This window comes from Bacillus sp. 9.4 (assembly GCF_055486415.1).
Window position 1 is genome coordinate 140,025 of record NZ_JBVFMU010000004.1, and the last position, 21,570, is coordinate 161,594.

The 21,570-nt window shown below is 44.1% G+C and carries 20 protein-coding genes and 1 riboswitch; of the genes, 5 read left to right on the top strand and 15 right to left on the bottom strand.

Annotated elements, in window-relative coordinates; translation table 11 throughout:
- Nucleotides 1–44: 44 nt before the first annotated feature.
- The 5 genes from ACZ07B_RS16485 to ACZ07B_RS16505 all read right to left on the bottom strand — a co-directional run bounded on the left by ACZ07B_RS16485 (nt 45) and on the right by ACZ07B_RS16505 (nt 4,645).
- Nucleotides 45–818 carry a 3-hydroxybutyrate dehydrogenase gene (locus ACZ07B_RS16485; protein WP_464877443.1) on the bottom strand — a complete coding sequence of 258 codons (774 nt, stop codon included), beginning with the start codon at nt 816–818 and terminating at the stop codon, nt 45–47.
- A gap of 16 nt (nt 819–834) precedes the next feature.
- The gene (locus ACZ07B_RS16490) at nt 835–1,485 is read right to left on the bottom strand and encodes a CoA transferase subunit B (protein WP_017697224.1); all 651 of its coding nucleotides are present in this window, start codon (nt 1,483–1,485) and stop codon (nt 835–837) included.
- On the bottom strand, nt 1,482–2,198 hold the full coding sequence (locus tag ACZ07B_RS16495; RefSeq protein WP_014481335.1) for a CoA transferase subunit A: 717 nt from the start codon (nt 2,196–2,198) through the stop codon (nt 1,482–1,484). Before ACZ07B_RS16495 ends, ACZ07B_RS16490 begins: the two co-directional genes overlap by 4 nt.
- Before the next feature lie 23 nt (nt 2,199–2,221).
- Nucleotides 2,222–3,640 carry a GntP family permease gene (locus ACZ07B_RS16500; protein WP_003243205.1) on the bottom strand — a complete coding sequence of 473 codons (1,419 nt, stop codon included), beginning with the start codon at nt 3,638–3,640 and terminating at the stop codon, nt 2,222–2,224.
- 156 nt (nt 3,641–3,796) lie between these two features.
- Nucleotides 3,797–4,645 (bottom strand): methyltransferase domain-containing protein, encoded by an 849-nt coding sequence (locus ACZ07B_RS16505; RefSeq protein WP_100505986.1) that lies wholly within the window; start codon nt 4,643–4,645, stop codon nt 3,797–3,799.
- Nucleotides 4,646–5,030: 385 nt separating this feature from the next.
- A riboswitch (purine riboswitch) is annotated at nt 5,031–5,132 on the top strand.
- Nucleotides 5,133–5,259: 127 nt separating this feature from the next.
- Here ACZ07B_RS16505 and ACZ07B_RS16510 point away from each other — a divergent pair.
- Nucleotides 5,260–6,453, top strand: a complete 1,194-nt coding sequence (locus ACZ07B_RS16510) for a NupC/NupG family nucleoside CNT transporter (protein ID WP_003227216.1) — start codon at nt 5,260–5,262, stop codon at nt 6,451–6,453.
- A gap of 41 nt (nt 6,454–6,494) precedes the next feature.
- On the opposite strand, the gene ACZ07B_RS16515 is transcribed toward ACZ07B_RS16510, so the two are convergent.
- The 4 genes from ACZ07B_RS16515 to ACZ07B_RS16530 form a co-directional block, all read right to left on the bottom strand.
- A complete protein-coding gene (locus ACZ07B_RS16515) occupies nt 6,495–7,166 on the bottom strand; it encodes a DUF3298 and DUF4163 domain-containing protein (RefSeq protein WP_217019976.1) in 672 nt (223 codons plus the stop codon).
- Nucleotides 7,167–7,310: 144 nt separating this feature from the next.
- Nucleotides 7,311–7,601 (bottom strand): hypothetical protein, encoded by a 291-nt coding sequence (locus ACZ07B_RS16520; protein WP_014478421.1) that lies wholly within the window; start codon nt 7,599–7,601, stop codon nt 7,311–7,313.
- A 34-nt stretch (nt 7,602–7,635) separates the two neighbouring features.
- Nucleotides 7,636–9,666: an AAA family ATPase gene (locus ACZ07B_RS16525; protein WP_217017303.1), complete on the bottom strand. Its 2,031-nt coding sequence runs from the start codon at nt 9,664–9,666 to the stop codon at nt 7,636–7,638.
- Nucleotides 9,667–9,834: 168 nt separating this feature from the next.
- Nucleotides 9,835–11,895 (bottom strand): catalase, encoded by a 2,061-nt coding sequence (locus tag ACZ07B_RS16530; RefSeq protein ID WP_217019974.1) that lies wholly within the window; start codon nt 11,893–11,895, stop codon nt 9,835–9,837.
- A 201-nt stretch (nt 11,896–12,096) separates the two neighbouring features.
- On the opposite strand from ACZ07B_RS16530, the gene citH reads away from it, so the two are divergent.
- On the top strand, nt 12,097–13,377 hold the full coding sequence (gene citH, locus ACZ07B_RS16535) for a citrate transporter CitH (protein ID WP_003227205.1): 1,281 nt from the start codon (nt 12,097–12,099) through the stop codon (nt 13,375–13,377).
- Between the two features lie 144 nt (nt 13,378–13,521).
- Here citH and bglS read toward each other — a convergent pair whose 3' ends face one another.
- The 3 genes from bglS to ACZ07B_RS16550 form a co-directional block, all read right to left on the bottom strand.
- Nucleotides 13,522–14,250 (bottom strand): beta-glucanase, encoded by a 729-nt coding sequence (gene bglS / locus ACZ07B_RS16540; RefSeq protein WP_024571825.1) that lies wholly within the window; start codon nt 14,248–14,250, stop codon nt 13,522–13,524.
- A gap of 296 nt (nt 14,251–14,546) precedes the next feature.
- Nucleotides 14,547–15,380: a transcriptional antiterminator LicT gene (licT, locus tag ACZ07B_RS16545; protein ID WP_160832049.1), complete on the bottom strand. Its 834-nt coding sequence runs from the start codon at nt 15,378–15,380 to the stop codon at nt 14,547–14,549.
- A gap of 94 nt (nt 15,381–15,474) precedes the next feature.
- The gene (locus ACZ07B_RS16550; protein WP_160832048.1) at nt 15,475–16,155 is read right to left on the bottom strand and encodes a hypothetical protein; all 681 of its coding nucleotides are present in this window, start codon (nt 16,153–16,155) and stop codon (nt 15,475–15,477) included.
- Nucleotides 16,156–16,361: 206 nt separating this feature from the next.
- Between ACZ07B_RS16550 and ACZ07B_RS16555 the strand changes: the two genes are divergently transcribed.
- Nucleotides 16,362–17,648 (top strand): MFS transporter, encoded by a 1,287-nt coding sequence (locus ACZ07B_RS16555; protein WP_077670880.1) that lies wholly within the window; start codon nt 16,362–16,364, stop codon nt 17,646–17,648.
- A gap of 18 nt (nt 17,649–17,666) precedes the next feature.
- Here ACZ07B_RS16555 and dbpA read toward each other — a convergent pair whose 3' ends face one another.
- The gene (dbpA, locus tag ACZ07B_RS16560; protein WP_464877444.1) at nt 17,667–19,106 is read right to left on the bottom strand and encodes an ATP-dependent RNA helicase DbpA; all 1,440 of its coding nucleotides are present in this window, start codon (nt 19,104–19,106) and stop codon (nt 17,667–17,669) included.
- Nucleotides 19,107–19,188: 82 nt separating this feature from the next.
- Complete coding sequence (locus ACZ07B_RS16565; protein WP_464877445.1) at nt 19,189–20,337, bottom strand: rhamnogalacturonan acetylesterase; 1,149 nt, start codon at nt 20,335–20,337, stop codon at nt 19,189–19,191.
- 164 nt (nt 20,338–20,501) lie between these two features.
- Between ACZ07B_RS16565 and ACZ07B_RS16570 the strand changes: the two genes are divergently transcribed.
- Together ACZ07B_RS16570 and ACZ07B_RS16575 are read left to right on the top strand one after the other, a co-directional pair.
- Complete coding sequence (locus ACZ07B_RS16570; RefSeq protein WP_063336294.1) at nt 20,502–20,837, top strand: PadR family transcriptional regulator; 336 nt, start codon at nt 20,502–20,504, stop codon at nt 20,835–20,837.
- A gap of 2 nt (nt 20,838–20,839) precedes the next feature.
- A complete protein-coding gene (locus tag ACZ07B_RS16575; protein ID WP_024571831.1) occupies nt 20,840–21,361 on the top strand; it encodes a DUF2812 domain-containing protein in 522 nt (173 codons plus the stop codon).
- Here ACZ07B_RS16575 and ACZ07B_RS16580 read toward each other — a convergent pair.
- The gene (locus ACZ07B_RS16580) at nt 21,353–21,541 is read right to left on the bottom strand and encodes a hypothetical protein (RefSeq protein ID WP_044052424.1); all 189 of its coding nucleotides are present in this window, start codon (nt 21,539–21,541) and stop codon (nt 21,353–21,355) included. The genes ACZ07B_RS16575 and ACZ07B_RS16580 overlap by 9 nt on opposite strands.
- Nucleotides 21,542–21,570 lie beyond the last annotated feature (29 nt).

The window sequence follows — 21,570 nt, forward strand, 5'->3', positions numbered from 1 at the left end:
AAAAACACACTTGATTCCCTAGCGGAGCAAGTGTGTTTTTTATGTCATTGTGCGGTGTAGCCCCCATCAAGGACGACAGCCTGCCCAGTGACGCCCTTCGCCTTCTCGCTTGCCAAAAACACGGCATAATCCGCAATTTCCTTGACGGAAAGCAGTCGCTTTTGCGGCACAAGCGGAAAAATGACTTGTTCAAGTACAGAGTCGTAAGGGACATTTCTAGTTTTCGATAGATCGCTAAGCTGATTGCGTACAAGCTGGGTATCGACATAACCCGGACAGAGCGCATTGACTGTTATGCCGTGGGGCGCGCCTTCCAGCGCCCCTACTTTTGTGAGTCCAATGACGCCGTGCTTGGCGCTATTGTAAGCGGATTTCCCTGCAAAGCCGACTAAACCATTAACAGACGCGATATTAATGATTCTGCCAAACTGCTGTTTTTTCATGATCGGAAAAACATGCTTCATTGCAATAAAGGGGGCCGTCAGCATGACCTTGATCAGCTGTTCAAAGGTGTCTGTCGGAAACTCTTCAATCGGAGCGACGTGCTGAATACCGGCATTGTTCACCAGAATATCCAAGCGGCCGAATTGTTTTTGGATGACGTTCACCGTATAAGCAACTTGCGCTTCCTTTGTCACATCATACGGAATGGCCGCCGCGTCAAAGCCTTCTTCTGCAAGCTTGGAGGCTGCTTTTTCACATGCTTCCGGACGGAGGTCTGAAACGATGACGCTGGCACCTTCCCGGGCGAATTCCCTCGCGATTTCGAATCCAATTCCGCCGGCAGCCCCTGTCACCAAGGCGACTTGTTTTCTCATGTCAAACACCTTCCCATTAAGAATTGAGTACAGACTGGCTTACAGCGAAATCAGCTTCTGTTTTTTCATAAACCTCTTCAATTGTGACACCATCCTGAAGCTCCGTCAGTGTCATGCGGCCGTTCACAAAATCAAATACAGCCAAATCCGTAATCAGCCTGTGTACGACTTTCTGGCCTGTCAGCGGAAGGGAGCATGTTTTTTTCACCTTTGATTCACCATGCTTATTGACGTGCTCCATGATGACAACGATCCGTTTCGCCCCGTTGACGAGATCCATAGCGCCGCCCATCCCTTTTACCATTTTTCCCGGGATCATCCAATTGGCCAAATCCCCCTGCTCCGAAACCTCCATTCCGCCGAGAATAGCCAAATCGATATGCCCGCCTCTTATCATCGCGAATGACTCAGCGCTGTCAAAATAAGAGGCGCCCGTCACTTCAGTGATCGTTTCCTTTCCCGCATTGATCAAATCCGCGTCTTCCATTCCTTCCAGAGGATAGGGGCCGATTCCGAGCAAGCCGTTTTCCGACTGAAGCATGACGTGAACGCCATCGGGTATCTCATTTGCGACAAGCGTCGGCATTCCAATCCCGAGATTCACATTCATGCCGTCCTTGATTTCTTGTACAGCCCGTTTGACCATTCGTTTTCTCGCTTCCTTCACTTGGCCTCACCCTTTCCCGATGCTTGCTGAACTGTTCGTTTTTCAATCCGTTTTTCTTGGCTCGCGCCAAGCACGACATGCTGTACGTAAATTCCCGGCGTATGGATGTGATCTGGATCGAGCTCTCCTGCTTCCACGATTTCTTCCGCCTCGGCAATCGTGATCTTGCCTGCCATGGCGGCAATGGGATTGAAATTTCTCGCCGTTTTCCTAAAAACCAAATTGCCCATGGTGTCCGCTTTCCACGCTTTGACGATCGCCACATCGCCGGTAATGCCTCGCTCCAGCACATAAGTCCGGCCGCCGAATGTTTTATGTTCTTTTCCCTCGGCTATGGAGGTGCCGACGCCTGTCGCCGTATAAAATCCCGGTATGCCTGCACCGCCTGCACGAATTCTCTCAGCGAGCGTTCCTTGGGGAACAAGCTCGACCTCAAGCTCTCCGCTTAAAAACTGCCGCTCAAAAATTTTATTTTCACCGACATAGGAAGCGATCATTTTCTTGATTTGCTTGTTAGCCAGAAGCAAACCAAGCCCCCAGTCATCGACTCCGCAGTTATTGCTGACAACAGTTAAATCCTTTACTCCCTGATCTCTTATAGACAAAATGAGCTGTTCAGGGATGCCGCACAGCCCAAACCCTCCCGCGATCAGCGTATCCCCATCATGAATCAGTTTCGCAGCTTCCTTGCTTGATGACAGCACTTTTCCCATATTGATGCCCCTTTCGTTTTCTTCTACACTAGACCAGTCAGGCTGTAAATCGCGATCACAGCAAATACGGCAGCCGTTTTAATGAGCGTGATCGCAAAAATATCGCGATAGGATTGCCGGTGGGTCAAACCCGTCACGGCCAGAAGCGTAATAACGGCGCCATTATGCGGCAGTGTATCCATCCCGCCTGATGCCATTGAAATGACCCGATGCATCACCTCTGGCGGAATATTGTAAGCCTGAATCGCCTGTAAGTATTGTTCTGACATCGCGCTTAACGCAATGCCCATTCCTCCTGAAGCCGAGCCGGTGATTCCCGCCAGTGCAGTTGTCGTAACGGCGCCATTTACAAGCGGATCGGTAAAAGTATGTGAAATTCCGCTGCTCAGCTTATGAAACCCCGGCAGCGCGGCGATAATGCCGCCGAACCCGTACTCGGCACCCGTATTCATAGATGCCAGCAAGGCGCCGCCAATTCCTTCATTCAGCCCTTCCTTCAATTGGGCAAACACACTTCTCCAATCAAATAAAATCGTTGTGATGATGCCAATCACTAAAGCAATCTCCACCGACCAAATAGCAGCCGCTGAAGAAATATCAAGCCTGCCGAACTCCTTTAATCCTATGGAAGAAAAATCAAATCCATTCGGATACCACTTTGGCAGGTAAATGGTAAAATATTTATTCACTGCACCGACGAGAATAAGCGGGACAAAGGCAAGCGCGTGCCGAATCGGGCTTTTGTCCGGTTCAGCCGCGGACTCGATCGATTCAGGAGCAGGAGCATTCTGCGAATCAAAACCGCCATAGCCTTCGCCAGATGCCTGCGCTTTTTTCCGCCTTGATTCCAAATAGAGCATCCCAGCTGCCAGCACAATCACTGCGCCCATCAAGCCCAGCCAAGGGGCGGCATAAATGTCTGTTTTGAAAAACGACGTCGGAATGACATTTTGGATTTGCGGCGTTCCCGGAAGTGCGTCCATCGTAAACGTAAAAGCCCCTAAAGCAATCGTTCCCGGGATGAGGCGTTTTGGTATGTTTGCTTCTTGGAACATGTTTTTCGCAAAAGGATATACGGCAAATACGACAACAAACAGGCTGACACCGCTGTACGTCAAGACAGCACCCATCAGCACAATGGCAAGTATCGCTCTTTTTGCCCCGACAAGCCGGACAATTGTTTTCGCGATTGATGCCGCAAGCCCGGCCATTTCAACGACCTTTCCAAAAATGGCACCGAGCAAAAACACTGGGAAATACAGTTTAATAAAACCCGCCATCTTCTCCATAAAAATTGATGAGAAAAAAGGAAGCACATGGCTTGGATCTGTCAGCAGCACCGCGAATAACGCGCAAATCGGCGCAAACAATATGACAGAAAATCCCCGATACGCCGTAAACATCAGCAAACCTAACGCCAATAGAATGATGATCAGTTCCACACACACATCCCCCGTTTCCGCGAACTAGAAAGCGTTTACAAAAACCTGTCCGCATCGGCTGTTTCCGTCCCCTTTCCATATATGTACGAGAAGCGTGGGCCAACTATTCCGATTAAAAAAGGAAAGCTCCCTTTTTTCGGAGCTTTCCTCTGCCATTCATTTCATTCCTATTAGGATATCAACATCAACCGTAATATCGGCTGTTTTCATCTCTTTCAGCAGGCTTATTCGATCTTTCGGCGCCGACCAGGCAAGCGGCGTCATCTTGAGAAGCCAGTGGATCGCCTGCTGGTCAAGCGTTTTAACATAGCGCAGCCTGACAGGACGGCTGTGTGCAGCATTTGCTGTAAAACGCTCAACAGCTGCCGCATTGGAATACGTGCGCCTTGGTGAATCAGTATATAAAAATTGCCTTAATTCTATTAAATAGTCGCTTCGCGGCACTACTTTTACGAGCATGCCATCATTCTTCAGCAGTCTATGAAACTCTGCATAATTGGACGGCGAAAAAATAGACAGAACAACATCAAATTGGCGATCATGAAAAGGAGCACGCGCCACATCGGCAACCGCCCACATCTGATCTTTGAATGCCTTAGAAGCTTTTAAGATCCCATCTTTCGAAAGATCTATGCCGGTTCCTATCGCTGCTTTCCCTGCATAATCAAACCCGCAAAGCGCATTCAAATGAGAACCCTCACCGCAACCGCTGTCCAGGATGGTGAATGCCTCATGACCAGATGTGGGATGACTGATGAGTTCTGCAATCGCATCATGGAGCGGGTCAAAAAAACCACATTCTCCAATCAGCCTGCTCCTCGCTTCAAAAAGCTCAGCACCGTAACTGGTTTTGACCGGCTTCGTCAGAAAGTTCACGTAGCCGTGCCGAGATAGATCAAATGTATGTCCTCGTTCTGTACAAATCAAGCTTTTCCCTGATGCCGCATCCATAGAAGAAACGCAGAGCGGGCATCGAAACATGCTGAAATCAACTGTTCGCTTCATGATAAAAACACCTCATTCATTCATTTTTAGATAAATGAAAAAGGCATAGACAAATAAACCTAGGCCTATCTCAAAAATTGGCCAGGTCTGGCAGTTTGTCTACACCTGTCATTATCTATAACGAATGAATTGGATAATCATGAAAAAAACTCCCTTTCTGCTCTATGGGTTTCCCCGTTTCCATCATACAACAAATATCCAGGAGCTGGAACCTTATAGTGAAGAAAAATCAGTACTGACATGCTGGTATCCCGCCAACATCATATCAGCATAGCAATCCAGCATGTTTTTCCTTTATTTTCTCATTTTAGAATATAAATTTTATTATTGTGAAAATAGTTAAAAAGGTTGATTTTCAAAAAGTGAAAGGATAAAATACTGCTATCATCTTAGAAAAAGACATTCTTGTATATGATCAGTAATATGGTCTGATTGTTTCTACCTAGTAACCGTAAAAAACTAGACTACAAGAAAGTTTGAATAAATTTGAACGAGTTGAAAAGGACAAGTTCTTTTCTGTTTGCTCTTATTTTTCACACTTTCTGCACTTCCAGAATTTGTGAAGAATAAGAGCTTTTTTTGTTTCCATAATAACCCTCATAGGAGTTGCTATCATGTACTTTTTACTAAACCTTGTCGGTCTCATTGTGATTATGGCAGTTGTATTCCTATGTTCTCCGCAGAAAAAGAAAATCAAGTGGCGCCCGATCATTACGTTAATTGTTCTGGAATTGCTGATTACTTGGTTTATGCTGGGAACAAAAGTCGGAAGCTGGGCTATCGGTAAAATCGGTGATTTCTTCACTTGGCTGATTGCTTGCGCCAGTGACGGTATCGCGTTTGCCTTTCCGTCAGTGATGGCGAATGAAACAGTAGACTTTTTCTTTAGTGCGCTTCTTCCAATTATCTTTATCGTCACATTCTTTGATATTTTAACGTATTTCGGCATTTTGCCTTGGCTGATTGATAAAATCGGATGGGTGATTTCAAAGGCTTCCCGCTTGCCGAAATTAGAAAGCTTTTTCTCTATTCAAATGATGTTTCTTGGAAATACCGAAGCACTTGCGGTTATCCGCCAGCAGCTAACGGTTTTAAGCAACAACCGCCTGCTCACATTCGGCTTAATGAGCATGAGCAGCATCAGCGGCTCCATTATCGGATCTTATCTTTCAATGGTGCCTGCGACATACGTGTTTACAGCCATTCCTTTGAACTGCTTAAACGCGCTGATTATCGCAAACCTGCTGAATCCTGTTCACGTGCCGGAGGATGAAGATATCATCTATACACCGCCTAAAGAAGAGAAGAAAGACTTTTTCTCTACGATTTCTAACAGTATGCTTGTCGGCATGAACATGGTGATCGTTATTTTGGCAATGGTGATCGGATATGTCGCATTAACGTCAGCAGTTAATGGCATTCTTGGCGTTTTCGTACACGGCCTGACCATCCAGACGATTTTTGCTTATCTGTTCAGTCCGTTCGCATTCCTGCTTGGACTGCCAGTGCACGATGCGATGTATGTTGCTCAGCTGATGGGCATGAAATTAGCAACAAACGAGTTTGTTGCGATGCTTGACTTGAAAAACAATCTCAAATCCCTTCCGCCTCACACCGTTGCGGTGGCGACGACATTCCTGACGTCCTTTGCAAACTTCAGTACTGTCGGCATGATTTACGGCACGTACAATTCGATCCTTGACGGAGAAAAGTCAACGGTCATCGGGAGAAACGTGTGGAAACTGCTCGTCAGCGGAATTGCGGTATCTTTATTAAGTGCTGCGATTGTCGGCCTGTTTGTGTGGTAGAAACATTGAGCCATATCCCTTTTCGGATATGGCTCTTTTCATTATTGATAAATAGAGGCTGGCACCTGCACATCCCGGATTCCCGCTGCATAAGGCCCCAAGTCATACTGGCCGAAGACGATGGCGATCCCGTTTGCCGTAAAGTAAAACATTGTGTCTTTGTTTAGGGTTATATCCTCTTTCTTTACATCAGGGAAAAACAGCTCATCGTGTTTTTTGATATAGCTATATAGGTAATCTCTCGTTTTGCTGACTTTTGTTTTGGTGTTCAGAATCTGATCCAGCGTCACCCGCTTTTGTGCTTTCAAGTCATAGTTGAAGGACTGGACAGACGTTAAACCGTGGGCGCCCCCTGAATAGATATAATTGAGTGTTTGAATGCTGAGCTTGTCTGCCGCATTGTATTTGACGCTGAAGGATGTTTGATATTCCGTTTTAAAGCCCTGCTGTTCGCCTGCTTTTTTGTTTTTCAGATATTCCTGATACGATTGTTCAATGTAGGCTTTCAGCTCTTGATTGATTTTCTTTTCAAACGCGGCATTCCCGACGTGATGCACTTGTGGATACGTTAACTCCTTGATCTTTTTGTACGTATGGGTGCTGACAGTCGGTGTTTTCGCTTGAACTGCTTTTAAAGATGGGGCCGCATATGCAAATACGGAAAAAAGCAAGACTGCAATGCCCGCGGCTTTCAGCATTTTATTCCATTTCATACAATCTCCTCCTTTGATGTCGTTGTTTATCATTCCCTTATTTAAGCAATACACACTTTTATAGACTGATTAAATCGAAAGAAGTTTCTAGGTCTAACAGCATGATTTTCCCAATAAAAAAAGAGACACAGGATGTCTCTTTTTTTACTGTTTGCGCCCAGAAATCGCTTCATGAACGGCTTGTGCCAAATCTGTATTTCCGAACATCTCTAATACCGCAATGACAGTCTGGTCCGGAATGTGCTCTGCTTCGTGTTTTGGCACGACCAGATCGTCCATGGTTTTTTTCAAGCTTTCATTCAGCTTTTGCTGCGGATACGCTTTGGCGTACAGCTCCATCGGATCAAGATCATGGTTCACGCACCATTGGGCAAACACCAAAATCATCATATTTTCATCGCGTTCGTAAGCTTCAGCGAGCTGTTTTTCGTTCATAGTTATATACTCCTGCAATATAGTTAAATAAATATTAAGTTAATACTTCTTCATTAATTCTATCAGTAATATTGAAATACTTGCAAATCGCATCGGATAATAGATTATCTGATGATTGCATTTCTTTGCACTTTTCATTGTATAATAAAGCAACTTTTGTTTTGATTTTTTTATCAGCTAAAAATTCTGCTATTTTTATTTTATTCTGAGCTGCCTCTATATTCATAGGAATTAAAAAAGATGAGGATTCGTCTAAAACTCTCGAAAATCTTGTATTTTCATTAAACCGATACATGCTAAAAAGTTGTTGAATAGTCATATTTGCATCGGAATTAATTATTTCTTTAATGACATTGTAGTAAACTTTCGGATTTAAGCAGTCTTCTATAACAGTCTTCTCATAATATTGTCCTTGTTTCCAAGGCTCTAACAGTCTAACTGATTGAATATTATTACTTGTTAACGTTTGTAATCTTCTTATATCAATTCTTCCATTACCCTCCGGTGCTTTTGTTATTTCCATTCTTTTTGAATCCGTATCAATTAAACATAGTATTTTTCCATTCATAGCATTAGCTGTAGTTTTATCTGCTAATGGATAACTTAGGAGACCATATAATTTTATAACATTTGCACAACCCCCTACCGGTAATACCTTGAAGTTTCCATTATCCCTAAGGATCTCTTCAAGATATAATTTATCTGTACTCCCTTCACAAATAATCCAGTTAGTATTATTAGCAGATTTTGAATAACTTATTATACTAGTTGCCAAATCAAACATGCTTTTAAGTCCAATATCATTAGGAAATCTTCTTTGTTCGTCTAAATAATCAAAAAAACTAAAATTAGAAATACATACATCGCCTTCAATTTCTTTATGTAGATGAAATAGGTGACCGCTATTCGTTATAGGTAAAGACCCGTACCAATGAGTAGTAATAAGCACTTGTCTATTATAAACCTTTGATAACTGTTCAAGTCTTTCAAACTGTGGAAAACAGTTAATTACATTCATAGAAACTTCAGGTTCATCAATAGCTAATATAATTTCCCTATCCATTTCTTTTACATTTGATAAGAATGCATATGATATATCAATTAACGCCTTTCTTTGTTCACCAGAACTTAGTTTATTTACTTCACGATTTTTATACCTTAAAGGTCTTTTAGAAAAATAGGCTTCTAAAACTTTTTCTCTTATATCTGTTACAGTTAAGTTTCTTTTACTATTCGCTTCAGGACTATAATTATATTGTTTATCAATCAGTTGTATGGATTCATTTATATTTTCCATAAACGTATTTAAATAATCATTTATAAACGACAAAAAACTTTTATTTCTCCCTTCTATTTCATACTTAGTAGTTAATACATTATCAATTTCATTTAGGACGTCTTTATTCATTAAAGTTTGCATTTGCCTATCCTCTATCTTTAGAATTTCATCAGCACTTTGTTCAACAGGAATGTAGACATATGCATAATAATCTCTAAGTAATTTTCTTAACCTGTCAATTTTCTTTTCATACTCTTTGTCACCTAATAAATTTTTAAAATGACTATCGAAGGGAGCCAAAGTCGGTTTTCCATTAAATTTTGTACCTGAAGGTAATATTAGATATTCTTCTTGGTCGGTATCCTTAGTTAAAGTGGACAGAAATGTATAAAATGTGTTAATATACTCTCTTCTTGCAGCTCCTTTAAGCGAATCTTGTATGCCATTCCAAAATTGAGAACTTATATTATTTAAATCATTTAAAAGTTTCCTATTAACATCAATATCTGACTTACTGTAACGATGACTGTTAAATAAAAACGTTAGAAATCTTTTCTTCTCAATAAAAAAGATCGGGGTGATATATCGATCTTCGCGAGTAGAACCTCTTGTAGCATTCCACTCACGCCCATTGAAAAAAACATCTAATGCTTCTAAAATACCACTTTTCCCAACTCCGTTTGCTCCAATATAGACAGCGTATTTTTGATCATTATTATTTGCAATAGGAGCAAAAATTGATTTTGCATAAGATTTATACCCATTAATAAAAGTTCCAATTATCATCCTTTTTGCCCACCTCAACAATCTATTTATATAATAACTATGGAATTAAAAAGAAAACATTCAAAACTTTACATATTTAGACTATCATATTCATTATAAATATTCTACTTAATATGATTTTAGAAAAAACAAAAAGAGTACCTTATAAAAGATACTCTTTTTAATAAATTATATCTGTCTATCCCAATGGCGATGAGCAGCAATCGCATCGATAAATGCCTTGCTGAAAGCGGTGTAGTCAGGTTTTTCTTCAGCCGCTACGATGCCTGGTCCCTCTGTTGTCCCGACAGAGGATTGAAGAAGGTCAATTCCTTCATTTGCCGCACCGATTGCCTTGTAGTGATTGTAAGCTTCTCTGATAAACGCCATCGCTTGTTTGTTGTCTTTTAACTCCAGTCCTCCTGCGGCATAGACGGCATCATACAGAACAGAATCAACCGTCAGGAACGTGCCGTTGGCCTCAAGCTGCTGTCCGCTGCCGCTTGTCATATACCCCAGATTTTGACTGATGATATCTACTGTGATTCCTTCTTGCTTTAAGGCTTCCAGCACTGTTTGCAGCTCTTTTTCATGAAATCCGTTTCCGGCGAGTACAGCGACTTTTCTTGTTGACGCGGTTTTCACTGTACGGGCTTGGCTTAACGCAGGCGAAGTAAGAATTTCTTTAGATGCTTTACGCTTCGCGGGCGCCGCCACGCCTACTCCTTTGGCGATTTCTTCTGCTAAATCAGCATCGACATTGCTGAAGACATCAACGACCTGCCGCTGTACGTCTTTGCTTTTGACCTTCCCGACCTCGAAGCAGAAAGCAGAAATGATGTGCTGTTTCTCCACAGGAGACATGCTGTTCCAGAAAAGCTTCGCCTGTGAGTAATAATCGTTGAAGCTGTCGCTTCGCTGGCGAATTTTTTTGCCCTCGACTTTTTCCTGATAGTGGACGTAGCCGCCTTCTTCAGCTGTCGCTGGCGACGGATCATTGTTTTGCAGAGAGTTTTTATGATAAGCGACAGGTCCCTTATTGATCGTCATCCGGTGATAACCGTCGTATTGATTGTTATGGAATGGACATACCGGCCGGTTAATCGGAAGCTCATGGAAGTTCGGACCGCCAAGACGAATCAGCTGTGTATCCGTATAAGAGAAAAGTCGCCCCTGCAATAGCGGGTCATTTGTAAAATCGATGCCCGGCACGACATTTCCCGGGTGGAATGCGACTTGTTCTGTTTCCGCAAACACATTATCCTGGTTGCGGTTCAGCGTCATTTTCCCAATGATCTTCACCGGCACAAGCTCTTCCGGCCACAGCTTAGTCGGATCAAGAATATCAAAATCAAACTTGAATTCATCTTCCTCATCAATCATCTGCACGCCGAGCTCGTATTCAACCTTGCCGCCGTTTTCAATTGTTTCCCACAGGTCACGGCGATGGAAATCCGGATCTTTCCCGGCAATTTTCTGCGCTTCATCCCATACGAGAGAATGCACTCCGAGCACCGGCTTCCAGTGAAATTTCACGAAACGTGCCTTTCCTTGTTCATTGACAAAACGGAACGTGTGAACGCCGAAGCCTTCCATCATTCTGTAGCTGCGCGGGATGCCTCTGTCTGACATCGTCCACATCACCATGTGAGCCGACTCAGGGTTATTGGCGACAAAATCCCAAAACGTATCGTGAGCAGTCGCTGCCTGAGGCATTTCATTGTGAGGTTCAGGCTTAAACGCATGAACCAAATCCGGAAATTTGATTGCGTCTTGAATGAAAAACACCGGAATGTTATTTCCCACAAGGTCATAGTTTCCTTCTTCAGTATAAAATTTTGTCGCAAAGCCTCTGGCATCCCGCACCGTGTCTGCGGAGCCTTTAGAACCCGCAACCGTAGAGAAACGGACAAATACCGGTGTCTTCACCGAAGGGTCCTGAAGAAATTTGGCCCGTGTATATTCCGTCATTGGTTCGTAAACCTGAAAAAAGCCATGCACGCCATACCCGCGTGCATGCACAACGCGCTCCGGAATCCTCTCATGGTCAAAGTGCGTCATTTTCTCCCGAAAGTGAAAATCCTCCATCAGCGTCGGGCCGCGAACCCCGGCTTTTAACGAGTGCTCATCCTCTGACACCCGCAAGCCTTGGTTTGTCGTCATCTTCTTCCCGCTGTTATCGGCCCTGTACTGCTCAAGCTGCTCGTCCTTTGAGTGTTCATTTACACGTTTGTTTTGGTCATCACTCATGTCTGCTCCCCCTTTTTAAAACGAAACATTCTACAGCACATTTACCCGTGGCGTTCTTCATATAAACTGCTAATCCGCTCATTAGGATTTTTGGTCTACATATAAATATGCGGTCATACACATTTGAAATAAGCCTTCTTCACAGAAAGAAAGGATGGAAGCGCTTACTAAAAAAAGCTGTTGAATAGGGGAGGTCATATCATGCTTGCCATACTCGGTTTTGTGATGATGATTGTCTTTATGTACCTTATTATGTCTAACCGGCTTTCCGCTCTTATTGCTTTGATTGTCGTTCCTATTGTGTTTGCCCTGATCAGCGGATTTGGCAAAGATCTCGGCGAGATGATGATTCAGGGCGTTACAGACCTCGCCCCTACCGGTATCATGCTGTTATTCGCCATCCTGTATTTCGGCATTATGATTGACTCAGGTCTGTTTGATCCTCTCATTGCCAAAATCTTATCGTTTGTCAAAGGAGATCCGTTAAAAATCGCCGTAGGCACAGCGGTTCTGACCATGACCATTTCGCTGGACGGAGATGGGACAACAACCTATATGATTACCATTGCAGCGATGCTGCCTCTTTACAAACGGCTCGGCATGAACCGTTTGGTGTTAGCGGGAATAGCGATGCTCGGTTCGGGGGTTATGAATATTATCCCGTGGGGCGGGCCGACTGCGAGGGTTTTGGCCTCCTTAAAATTGGACACGTCAGAGGTTTTCACGCCGCTGATTCCCGCTATGATCGCCGGCATTCTCTGGGTGATCGCCGTTGCTTATATCCTCGGAAAGAAAGAGCGGAAGCGGCTCGGCGTCATTTCGATTGATCACGCACCGTCTTCCGATCCGGAGGCCGCACCGCTCAAGCGTCCCGCTCTTCAATGGTTTAACCTGCTGCTGACTGTCGCTCTGATGGCCGCACTGATCACCAGCCTGCTGCCGCTTCCTGTTCTTTTTATGACTGCGTTCGCCGTTGCCTTGATGGTTAACTATCCAAATGTCAAAGAGCAGCAGAAACGAATCTCGGCGCATGCGGGTAATGCGTTAAACGTTGTCTCAATGGTGTTCGCGGCAGGGATATTCACAGGCATTCTCTCCGGCACAAAAATGGTGGATGCCATGGCGCATTCTCTCGTTTCACTCATCCCTGATGCCATGGGCCCGCACCTGCCGTTGATCACTGCGATCGTCAGCATGCCCTTCACCTTTTTCATGTCGAATGACGCCTTTTACTTCGGTGTCCTTCCCATCATCGCCGAAGCCGCTTCCGCTTACGGAATAGACGCCGCTGAAATCGGAAGGGCCTCCTTGCTGGGGCAGCCTGTGCATCTGCTCAGCCCACTTGTGCCTTCCACCTATCTATTGGTAGGAATGGCAGGCGTCAGCTTTGGCGACCATCAAAAATTCACTATTAAATGGGCCGTGGGAACAACGATTGTGATGACCATTGCGGCGCTTTTGATTGGGATTATTTCTTTCTAAATGTATGAGCTTGATCGTAGCATTGAGTACAGAGGGGAGAAGATCAAATAGGATATTATGAGTGAATAGAAGATTCATGCCAACAACTCCTCATTACAATCATAAGAGCCTGCTATATTGCAGCAGGCTCTTTCACATTTGGCATTATTTTTTTGTATAGCGCACCCAGTCATAATGAGCGTATAGCGGATTTACACCATTGTAGGAGCCAAGCCATTCATCGACACCCGTGCCATTCCACAAGTTCATCATGATCTTTCCAGGTGTTGTCGGAATTTGGTTTGTTGCAGTATGTTTTAATTGCCCGTCGACATACCATTTAATAGAGTTTGGCTGCCAATCGAATGCATACGTATGATAGGCATTGGCTGCATCAAACCCGAGATCAACAATCTTCTCATGGTTTCCTGCACCATTTGTATAATAGTTAAATTGAACCTTCGTTGTGTCTTTTCCTAAAAATTCGATATCAATCTCATCCCAAGGAGTTCCATCTGTTGGACCTGTGTAAGTGAAGAACGATGAAACGATCCCTGTGTTTTTAGCTGGTTTCATTCTGACTTCATAAAGTCCATAGCCATATGTTTGAACAGAACGGTTTTCCCCGCAGTCAAACTTGTTATAAGCTGGGCTTGTTAGCGCTAAACGCATTTCACCCAATGACGTCATTGATACGTTATTAGCCCGCCACGTGCAGTTGAACATATTTCCATTCGAATAACCATCTGCTTTTTGCCAAAAACCGGAGTTATAGCCGTTAAAAGGGTCAAAAAACGATCCACCTGTTTGAGCCGAGGCAGTAGAAGTGACTGCAAACAAACTCATAAACAATCCAGTGACAAGAAGCAGCAACACTCGTTTCAGATAAGGCATATTGGCATTCCCCTTTCATTGAAAGCGTTTTCTATGTTGATCTTACATGATTCTTTTAAAAGGGAACATCGGTCAAAATAATGATAATACCGAATCTTACTTACTTGAATCCTGTAACTATCTTCATCTTCCCCCTGAAAAAAATAAAAACCTAAATTACCATCAGCACAGACAGAGATGATCCGCACTCATTGTAATTTAGGTTTTGCCTGCTTTATCAGTAACAATCCTAACATTATCATATGGAAATGTAAGAAAAAAACGAACACACGAAAATAAAAATGTCAGCGCTCTCATTATGCTTGTTTAACTACCCTTTCTATGTGAATGGTTAAATACAGCAGCTCGTCACTTGTGAGCTTGTGCTCATACTCCCGCTCAATGTAGGTTTGGATTTTCTTCGTGCATTCATACGCGCGATGATACTTTTCTTTCACTGTATCCAGCAAAAAATCGTCCTGGCTTTCCATGTGAGTGCCGTTAAAAAGGCGCTGCGCGAAAAATTTTAAGTGGGTGACGAACCGATAATAGTGAAGCGATTCTTCGTTGAATTCAATCTTAAAATGGTATTTTACAATACTCAAAATCTCTTGCATGACTTTTGTAATGTTGATGATATTGGGCATCTCTTCATTCAGCTCGGCATTTACAATATGCAGAGCAATAAAGCCTGCTTCATCCTCTGGCAGAGAAACACCTGTCTTGTTTTTTACCATAACCAACGCTTCTTTGCCGATCACAAATTCGTCTTTGTACAGCCGTTTTGTTTCCCACAGCAAGGCGTTTTTGATATCAAGCCCTTTCTGGTTGCGCTGGATGGCAAAGTTAATATGGTCGGTCAGCGACACATAGATGCTGTCGTTGAGCTTTTTGCCAAGCTGTAATTTTGCGTAGCTGATAATCTCTTCGGATACTTCCATACACTCGATCGGTATATCATACAAAAGGGTTTTGAACTTTTCTGATACATCCTTGTTATCGAGCGTGAACACTTTCTCAATGCGGGCTTCATCGACATCATCGCCGGACTTTTTCTGAAACGCGAGCCCCCTGCCCATGACGACCAATTCTTTCCCCTGTTCATTGACCACACTGATCACATTATTGTTGATCACCTTCGCAATTTTCATGACATGTCCCTCCAATCAACTAAGAACAGACTATATCTTGATTGTACATTCTTTTTGTACTAGGTCAATATCATCAGGGAAAGACGGAAGCTGATCAGTACAATTCACTCCGTACCTGCTGTCCGGGCTGTTTTTGAAGCAGCGCCTCCAGATGGCGTTCAAATGATGCCTTGTCAGCTTTCTGCTTTCTGACAATGCTGTTCATGCTTTTGACGCTTTCGGCGCTGTATTGTGTATATTGTTTTTTCAGCTGATCCAGCTGCTGTCTTGTCTTCTTCGCGTTTTTCGGTGTGACTTGGCCGATGAGTTTGATCATATTGTCTGCGGTCTCAAAAAAAGCGGCTCTATTTTCTGTCAGCTGCTGAATTTCGATGCGGCTCATGTCTTGATTACGCGTTTTTTGAAGCAAGGCGACCGCCTCGCTGTTTTGTTTTTTGAGCGATTTGTTCTCAAGCTTAATCGATTCGAGATTCTCCTTCGCAATGTCTGCTTCTTCTTCAGTCATGCTGCTTCGCACGAAGTATTCTGGATTGCCGATTCCATAATCAAATGCTTCGCTCACTTGTATCATGGAACTGAACACAATGGCCAGCTGCCTGTCGCTTGCGAGGGCTTGGAAATCCTGCTTTTTCTTACTGCTCATCGGTTTGGCTGCGGTTTGTTTTACTGTCTTTTGATCACAGTCTGCGAACATCTGAGCCTCACCTTCACTTTCGCATGCGCTCATCACAAGAACTGTGACCAGCAGGCTTATACACAAGCCTATTCGCCTCATGCTCTGTCTCCTCTCTGCTGAATCCCTTCTGGAAAATACCATGAAATATAGTTAAATGGTACCAGATACACCTAACCCCAGCAATAAATCAAAAGTATGATTTGAAGCGAAAAAACATAAATATTTTGTAAAAATTGACGTGCATTCCATTCTTTTCAGGCCTATTTCTCGTACAATAGAAGTATCGTTACCGGAGAGGGGCTCTGATGATGAAACGTTTTACGAAACAAGAAAACAGCTGGGTGTTATATGACTGGGCAAATTCTGCTTACTCAATTGTCGTGACCACCGCGGTATTTCCGTTATTTTATAAATCAGCAGCTGCGGAAAGCGGTGTCAGCGCCGCTCAATCGACTGCCTATCTGGGCTATACCATTGCGATTTCAACGTTTATTCTTGCGATGCTCGGCCCTATTTTAGGCACAATCGCCGACTATGAAGGGTGCAAGAAAAAGTTCTTCGGTTTCTTTGTGTCAGCCGGTGTCGCCAGCACCGCGATGCTCGCCTTTATCCCTAGTGAACATTGGCTGCTATTGTTGCTGTTTTATACGATATCGGCTATCGGTTTTTCTGGCGCCAATGTGTTTTATGATGCCTTTCTCGTTGACGTCACGCCTGAGAAGCGGATGAATCTCGTCTCAGCACGGGGTTTTGGCTTAGGATACATTGGAAGCACGATTCCATTTATCATCAGTATTGCTGTCATCCTGCTCGCACAAGCAGAGACTATTCCAGTGTCTGTATCGGCCGCAAGCCAGCTGTCCTTCTTCATAACGGCTGCCTGGTGGGGGCTGTTCACCATCCCAATGATTAAACATGTCCATCAACGCTATTACATCAAAAAAGAACCTCATATTGTCATCAACAGCTTTAAGCGGCTCGGCCAAACGATGAAACGGATCAGACAATACCGGGCACTTTTCCTCTTCTTGCTCGCTTATTTCTTTTATATCGACGGAGTCGGCACGATTATTACGATGTCGACATCCTATGGATCAGATTTAGGGATCGGCTCCTCAAGCCTTCTGATCATCCTATTTGTCACCCAGGTGGTCGCCGCGCCGTTTTCGATTATATACGGAAAACTGGCAGAACGCTTCACGGGGAAGACAATGCTGTACGTCGGGATCGTCATTTATATGATCGTCTGCGTGTATGCCTATTTTATGGAGACAACGCTTGATTTCTGGATACTGGCTATGCTTGTCGCCACCTCGCAAGGCGGTATTCAAGCCCTAAGCCGTTCCTATTTCGCCAAGCTTGTGCCAAAGCGCCACGCTAATGAATTCTTCGGTTTTTACAACATTTTCGGAAAATTCGCCTCAATTATGGGGCCGCTGCTCATTGCCGTGACAGCCCAGCTGACCGGGAAATCCTCGACTGCGGTGTTCAGTCTGATCATTTTGTTTGTAATTGGTATTGTGATTCTTGCCTTTGTTCCGGAGGAGACCAGCGCCAATGTCAGCCAGCAGCAAAATGACCTGCCCCTATAACTGGGAGCAGGTCATTCATCATTTATTCGCTTTATTCACCTTCAGCTTTTTCCCTTTGACGGTTGTGTTCTTCATCACTTTGAGAACATGAGGGCCTTTACCATTTAAAATCTCAACGTATGAGGCGTTATCCATGATCGTAATGATGCCGATGTCGTCAGCTAACACACCGTCAATTTTTGCAATCGTTCCTACAAAATCAACGGCTCTGATTTTCTTTTTCTTTCCGCCGTTAAAATACAGCTTCATAATGTCTTTATTCAGCTCTTCGCTTTTGTCTTTTTTGCTTTCCGGACGGTCATTCATTTTAGCTAGAAATTCTGGTTTCTTCCTTGCCACTTCCTCTTGAGAAGGGGCTTCTATTTTTTGAATCTCAAATCCGATATATTCTTCAATGTCGGCTAAAAACCGTTTTTCGAAGGCCGTGACAAACGAAATGGCCTTTCCTTTGTTCCCTGCGCGTCCCGTTCGGCCCGTGCGGTGGACATAGCTTTCCTTTTCAAGCGGCAGATCATAGTTGATGACAAGGGAGATATTTTCAATATCAATCCCGCGCGCGGCGACATCCGTCGCGACTAAGTAACGGTACTCGCCACGTTTAAATTCATTCATGACGTCGAATCGGTCTTCCTGAATCATTCCGCCGTGAATTTTATCGCATGGATATCCTAAGTCATCCAATTCATCGGTCAGCTGATTGACGTGCTCCTTCGTTCGGCAGAAAATGATGCAGCTGTCGGGATTCTCCGTCATCAGCACATCTTTCAGCAATGAAAATTTATGCTCTTCTCTTACTTGAATCACCGCATGTTCAATATTTCTTGTGGTAAGCCCGGCCGCTTTGATTTCGATATGCTCGGGGTTTTGCATATATTGACGGCTCAGCTTCTCGATATCCTGCGGAAGCGTCGCCGAAAACAGCATCGTCGTACGCTCAGTCGGAAGATGCTTGATAATCGCCTCCACCTGCTCAATGAAGCCCATATTCAGCATCTCATCCGCTTCATCAATGACCAAATAAGAGAGACGATCCAACGGCAGCGTGCCTTTTTCGATATGATCCAGAACACGTCCCGGCGTACCGACAACAATGTGGCTTTTTTGCTTAAGCTCAGCTTTTTGTTTATCAAAGGAGGATTTTCCAAATACGGCTGTCGCTTTGATCCGTTTAAATCGTCCGATGTTCGTGATATCTTCCTTTACTTGCACCGCAAGCTCACGGGTTGGAGTTAAAATAAGCGCCTGCGGCTTGTTTTCATCCCAATCCGCCAGCTCACAGAGAGGAATTCCGAACGAAGCCGTTTTCCCGCTTCCCGTCTGTGATTTGACGACAAGATCCTTTCGTTCAAGGGCAGCGGGGATCACGCTCTGCTGCACCTTGGTCGGTTCTGTATATCCTAGTCCTTCCAGTGCTCGTAAAATGTCATGACTGATTTGATAGTTTTTAAAATGACTCATGTATAAACTCCTGTCTCTTGCAGATGTTCTCATTATACTCTAATTGACGAAGGCATATGTGTTTTGTCGAAAATATGATGTGTTAAAAGCCATCGATTCCCTGGCTTTTTAGCTCCTGAACAGCCAATCGTGCCAGTGCGTCGGCCCCCGCGCGATTCGGATGCAGCGTATCTCCATCCATATAAAGCGCGAGTGTTTTTTCCGGACCGATCAATGTAAAGTATGCCGAGCTGAGGACATTTAAGTCAATGAGATGTGTTTTTTCCTCTTCGGCCAAAGCTAAAATAGAGGCCCTGTACCATCTGTTTACAGACGAATGGATGCCCTCAGAAGTAAAATCGGTCGCCCGGCCCTGGGGCGTTGATAGGATGACGTCCGCTCCTTTCGTTTTCACCTGACGTATCATATCACGCATCATCTCTTTAAATTCCGCTTCAGATTCATTATGCTTCGGATTTGTGTCATTAATGCCAAGCTGCAACATAAAATAATCTCCCGGTTTAATATACTTCAGGATCGCCTCAAGCTGTCCATCATTTCTGAATCCTCTCGCGATCTGCCCGCCAGACGCCATGTTTCTCACTTGAAAGGTGTGTTTATCGATATAGTGAGGCAGCATCTGCCCCCAGCCCGCCTGCTTGCTGCTGTTGAGCGGATAATAATTGCACACCGTCGAATCGCCGCCGACATAAATGGTTCGATTCGTCACCGGCTGATCAGACAATTTCTTTATTTTCAAGGCGCTAAGCGTAAAAGCGGTGCCAGCTTTCCCCTCTGTCACCAGCAGATTCAGCTGCCCGTCGGTGACAGGAATTTGGAACGTATCCTCCGCGCCATCCCCTGTCATATTAATGACCTGAAACACGCCCTCCGCCGCCACACTGGCCCTTGCCGTATTGCCAAGCGTCACCTTCACCTCATAAAGGCCATTCGGGAGATCCACATTAAACGTGTTATTGCTTTTCGTCCCATACGCTAAAAACTGAACCGCATCCCTTTTCACACCAGTCCCGGATGCCGCCACATCCCTCATATTCTCCGGTGTTTGAAAACCGTAGCCCTTTGACCGGTCATACCGATCAGACGCCCTGACACCAATATAATCAGGCTCCACTGAACCGCTTCCAAAGTCAAACTGATACACCTTCGGCTCCGCTGCCTTCACACTCTCATTCCCGCCAAAACACAGCATCAGCATCATCACAAAAACCGCTGCCATCCATTTTTTCATCAAGACTCCCCCTCTATGAAAACGCATACATTAATGCATACTCGGTGATTGTTTCTTTATGATGACTGAATGCAGAAAAAAATTGCGTTGACAAACAAAAAGGAAGATTTTATTATATCAATAGATGATATATCATTTGTTGATATAGAAAATGAGGTGAACACTTGCCAAAGCAACGTCCGCAGGAAATGGATCAGCTTACCGATCCAGCCTATTATATTGTCTTAACCTTGCTGGAGCCAAAACACGGATATTCGATCATGCAGGAGATTGAGGACATGACCGATGACTCCTTTACGATCGGCCCGGCTACCTTATATACATTGTTAAAGAAATTACTGCAAGAAGGGATCATTGAGCTTGTCAACAATGACAACCCGCGCCGCAAAGTGTACCAAACCACCTTGCACGGCCAAGAACTACTCAAACAAGAAATTCAGCGCAGAAAAGTGATGGCTGAACACGGTCAACGTGCTTTTCAACAATTGAAAGGGGATTAGTCATGAAACAGAAAAAATTTATGATGTCTGAAGGATTGGCCTTTTCAGAAGAAAAGGATATGAAGAGACTAAGTGATATGGCCAGCAAAGGCTGGGTACTCGATTCTTTTGCGTTTATGGGGTATAAGCTTAGAAAAGCTGAGCCGCGGAAATTGATCTACAGTATTGATTATCATGATGTTGAGGAAGAAAGCTTGGCGGAATACACCGTGATGTTTGAAGCGGCCGGATGGGAACATGTTTGCTCTTCACAAGGTATGCATATCTTTTCGGCTGAGCCCGGGACTTCGCCGATATACAGTGATCAATCCACCATGAGAGAGAAATATAAAAGAAGCGAAAAAGACGTTCGAAACGTAACCTGTACCTTGAGCTTCCTGACTCTCTTATCAATTGCACTCCATTATGTAACAGGATTATCAAATTGGGTGCCTTTGGCTTTCCTGGTTGTGACTTTTCCATTTCTCGTAACATATGCGGCAACAAAAGCAAGAACGCTTGGAAAGTGGGGAAAATCAGTGTGACTTCTTGTCACACTTGATCACATCCCAACCTCCGCAATAGAAACTCATCTGATCTTCTTGATCATACACATAATAACGGAGTCTTTCCCATTGATCGTCAGTCGGTTCAATCTCCAACTCAACCGCATCGATGGATTCAAGGTCATCCAGCTTTGATGCACTAATGTCTTCAAACCGCAAATGAATGTCACAGGTTTGAGCAGATAGTT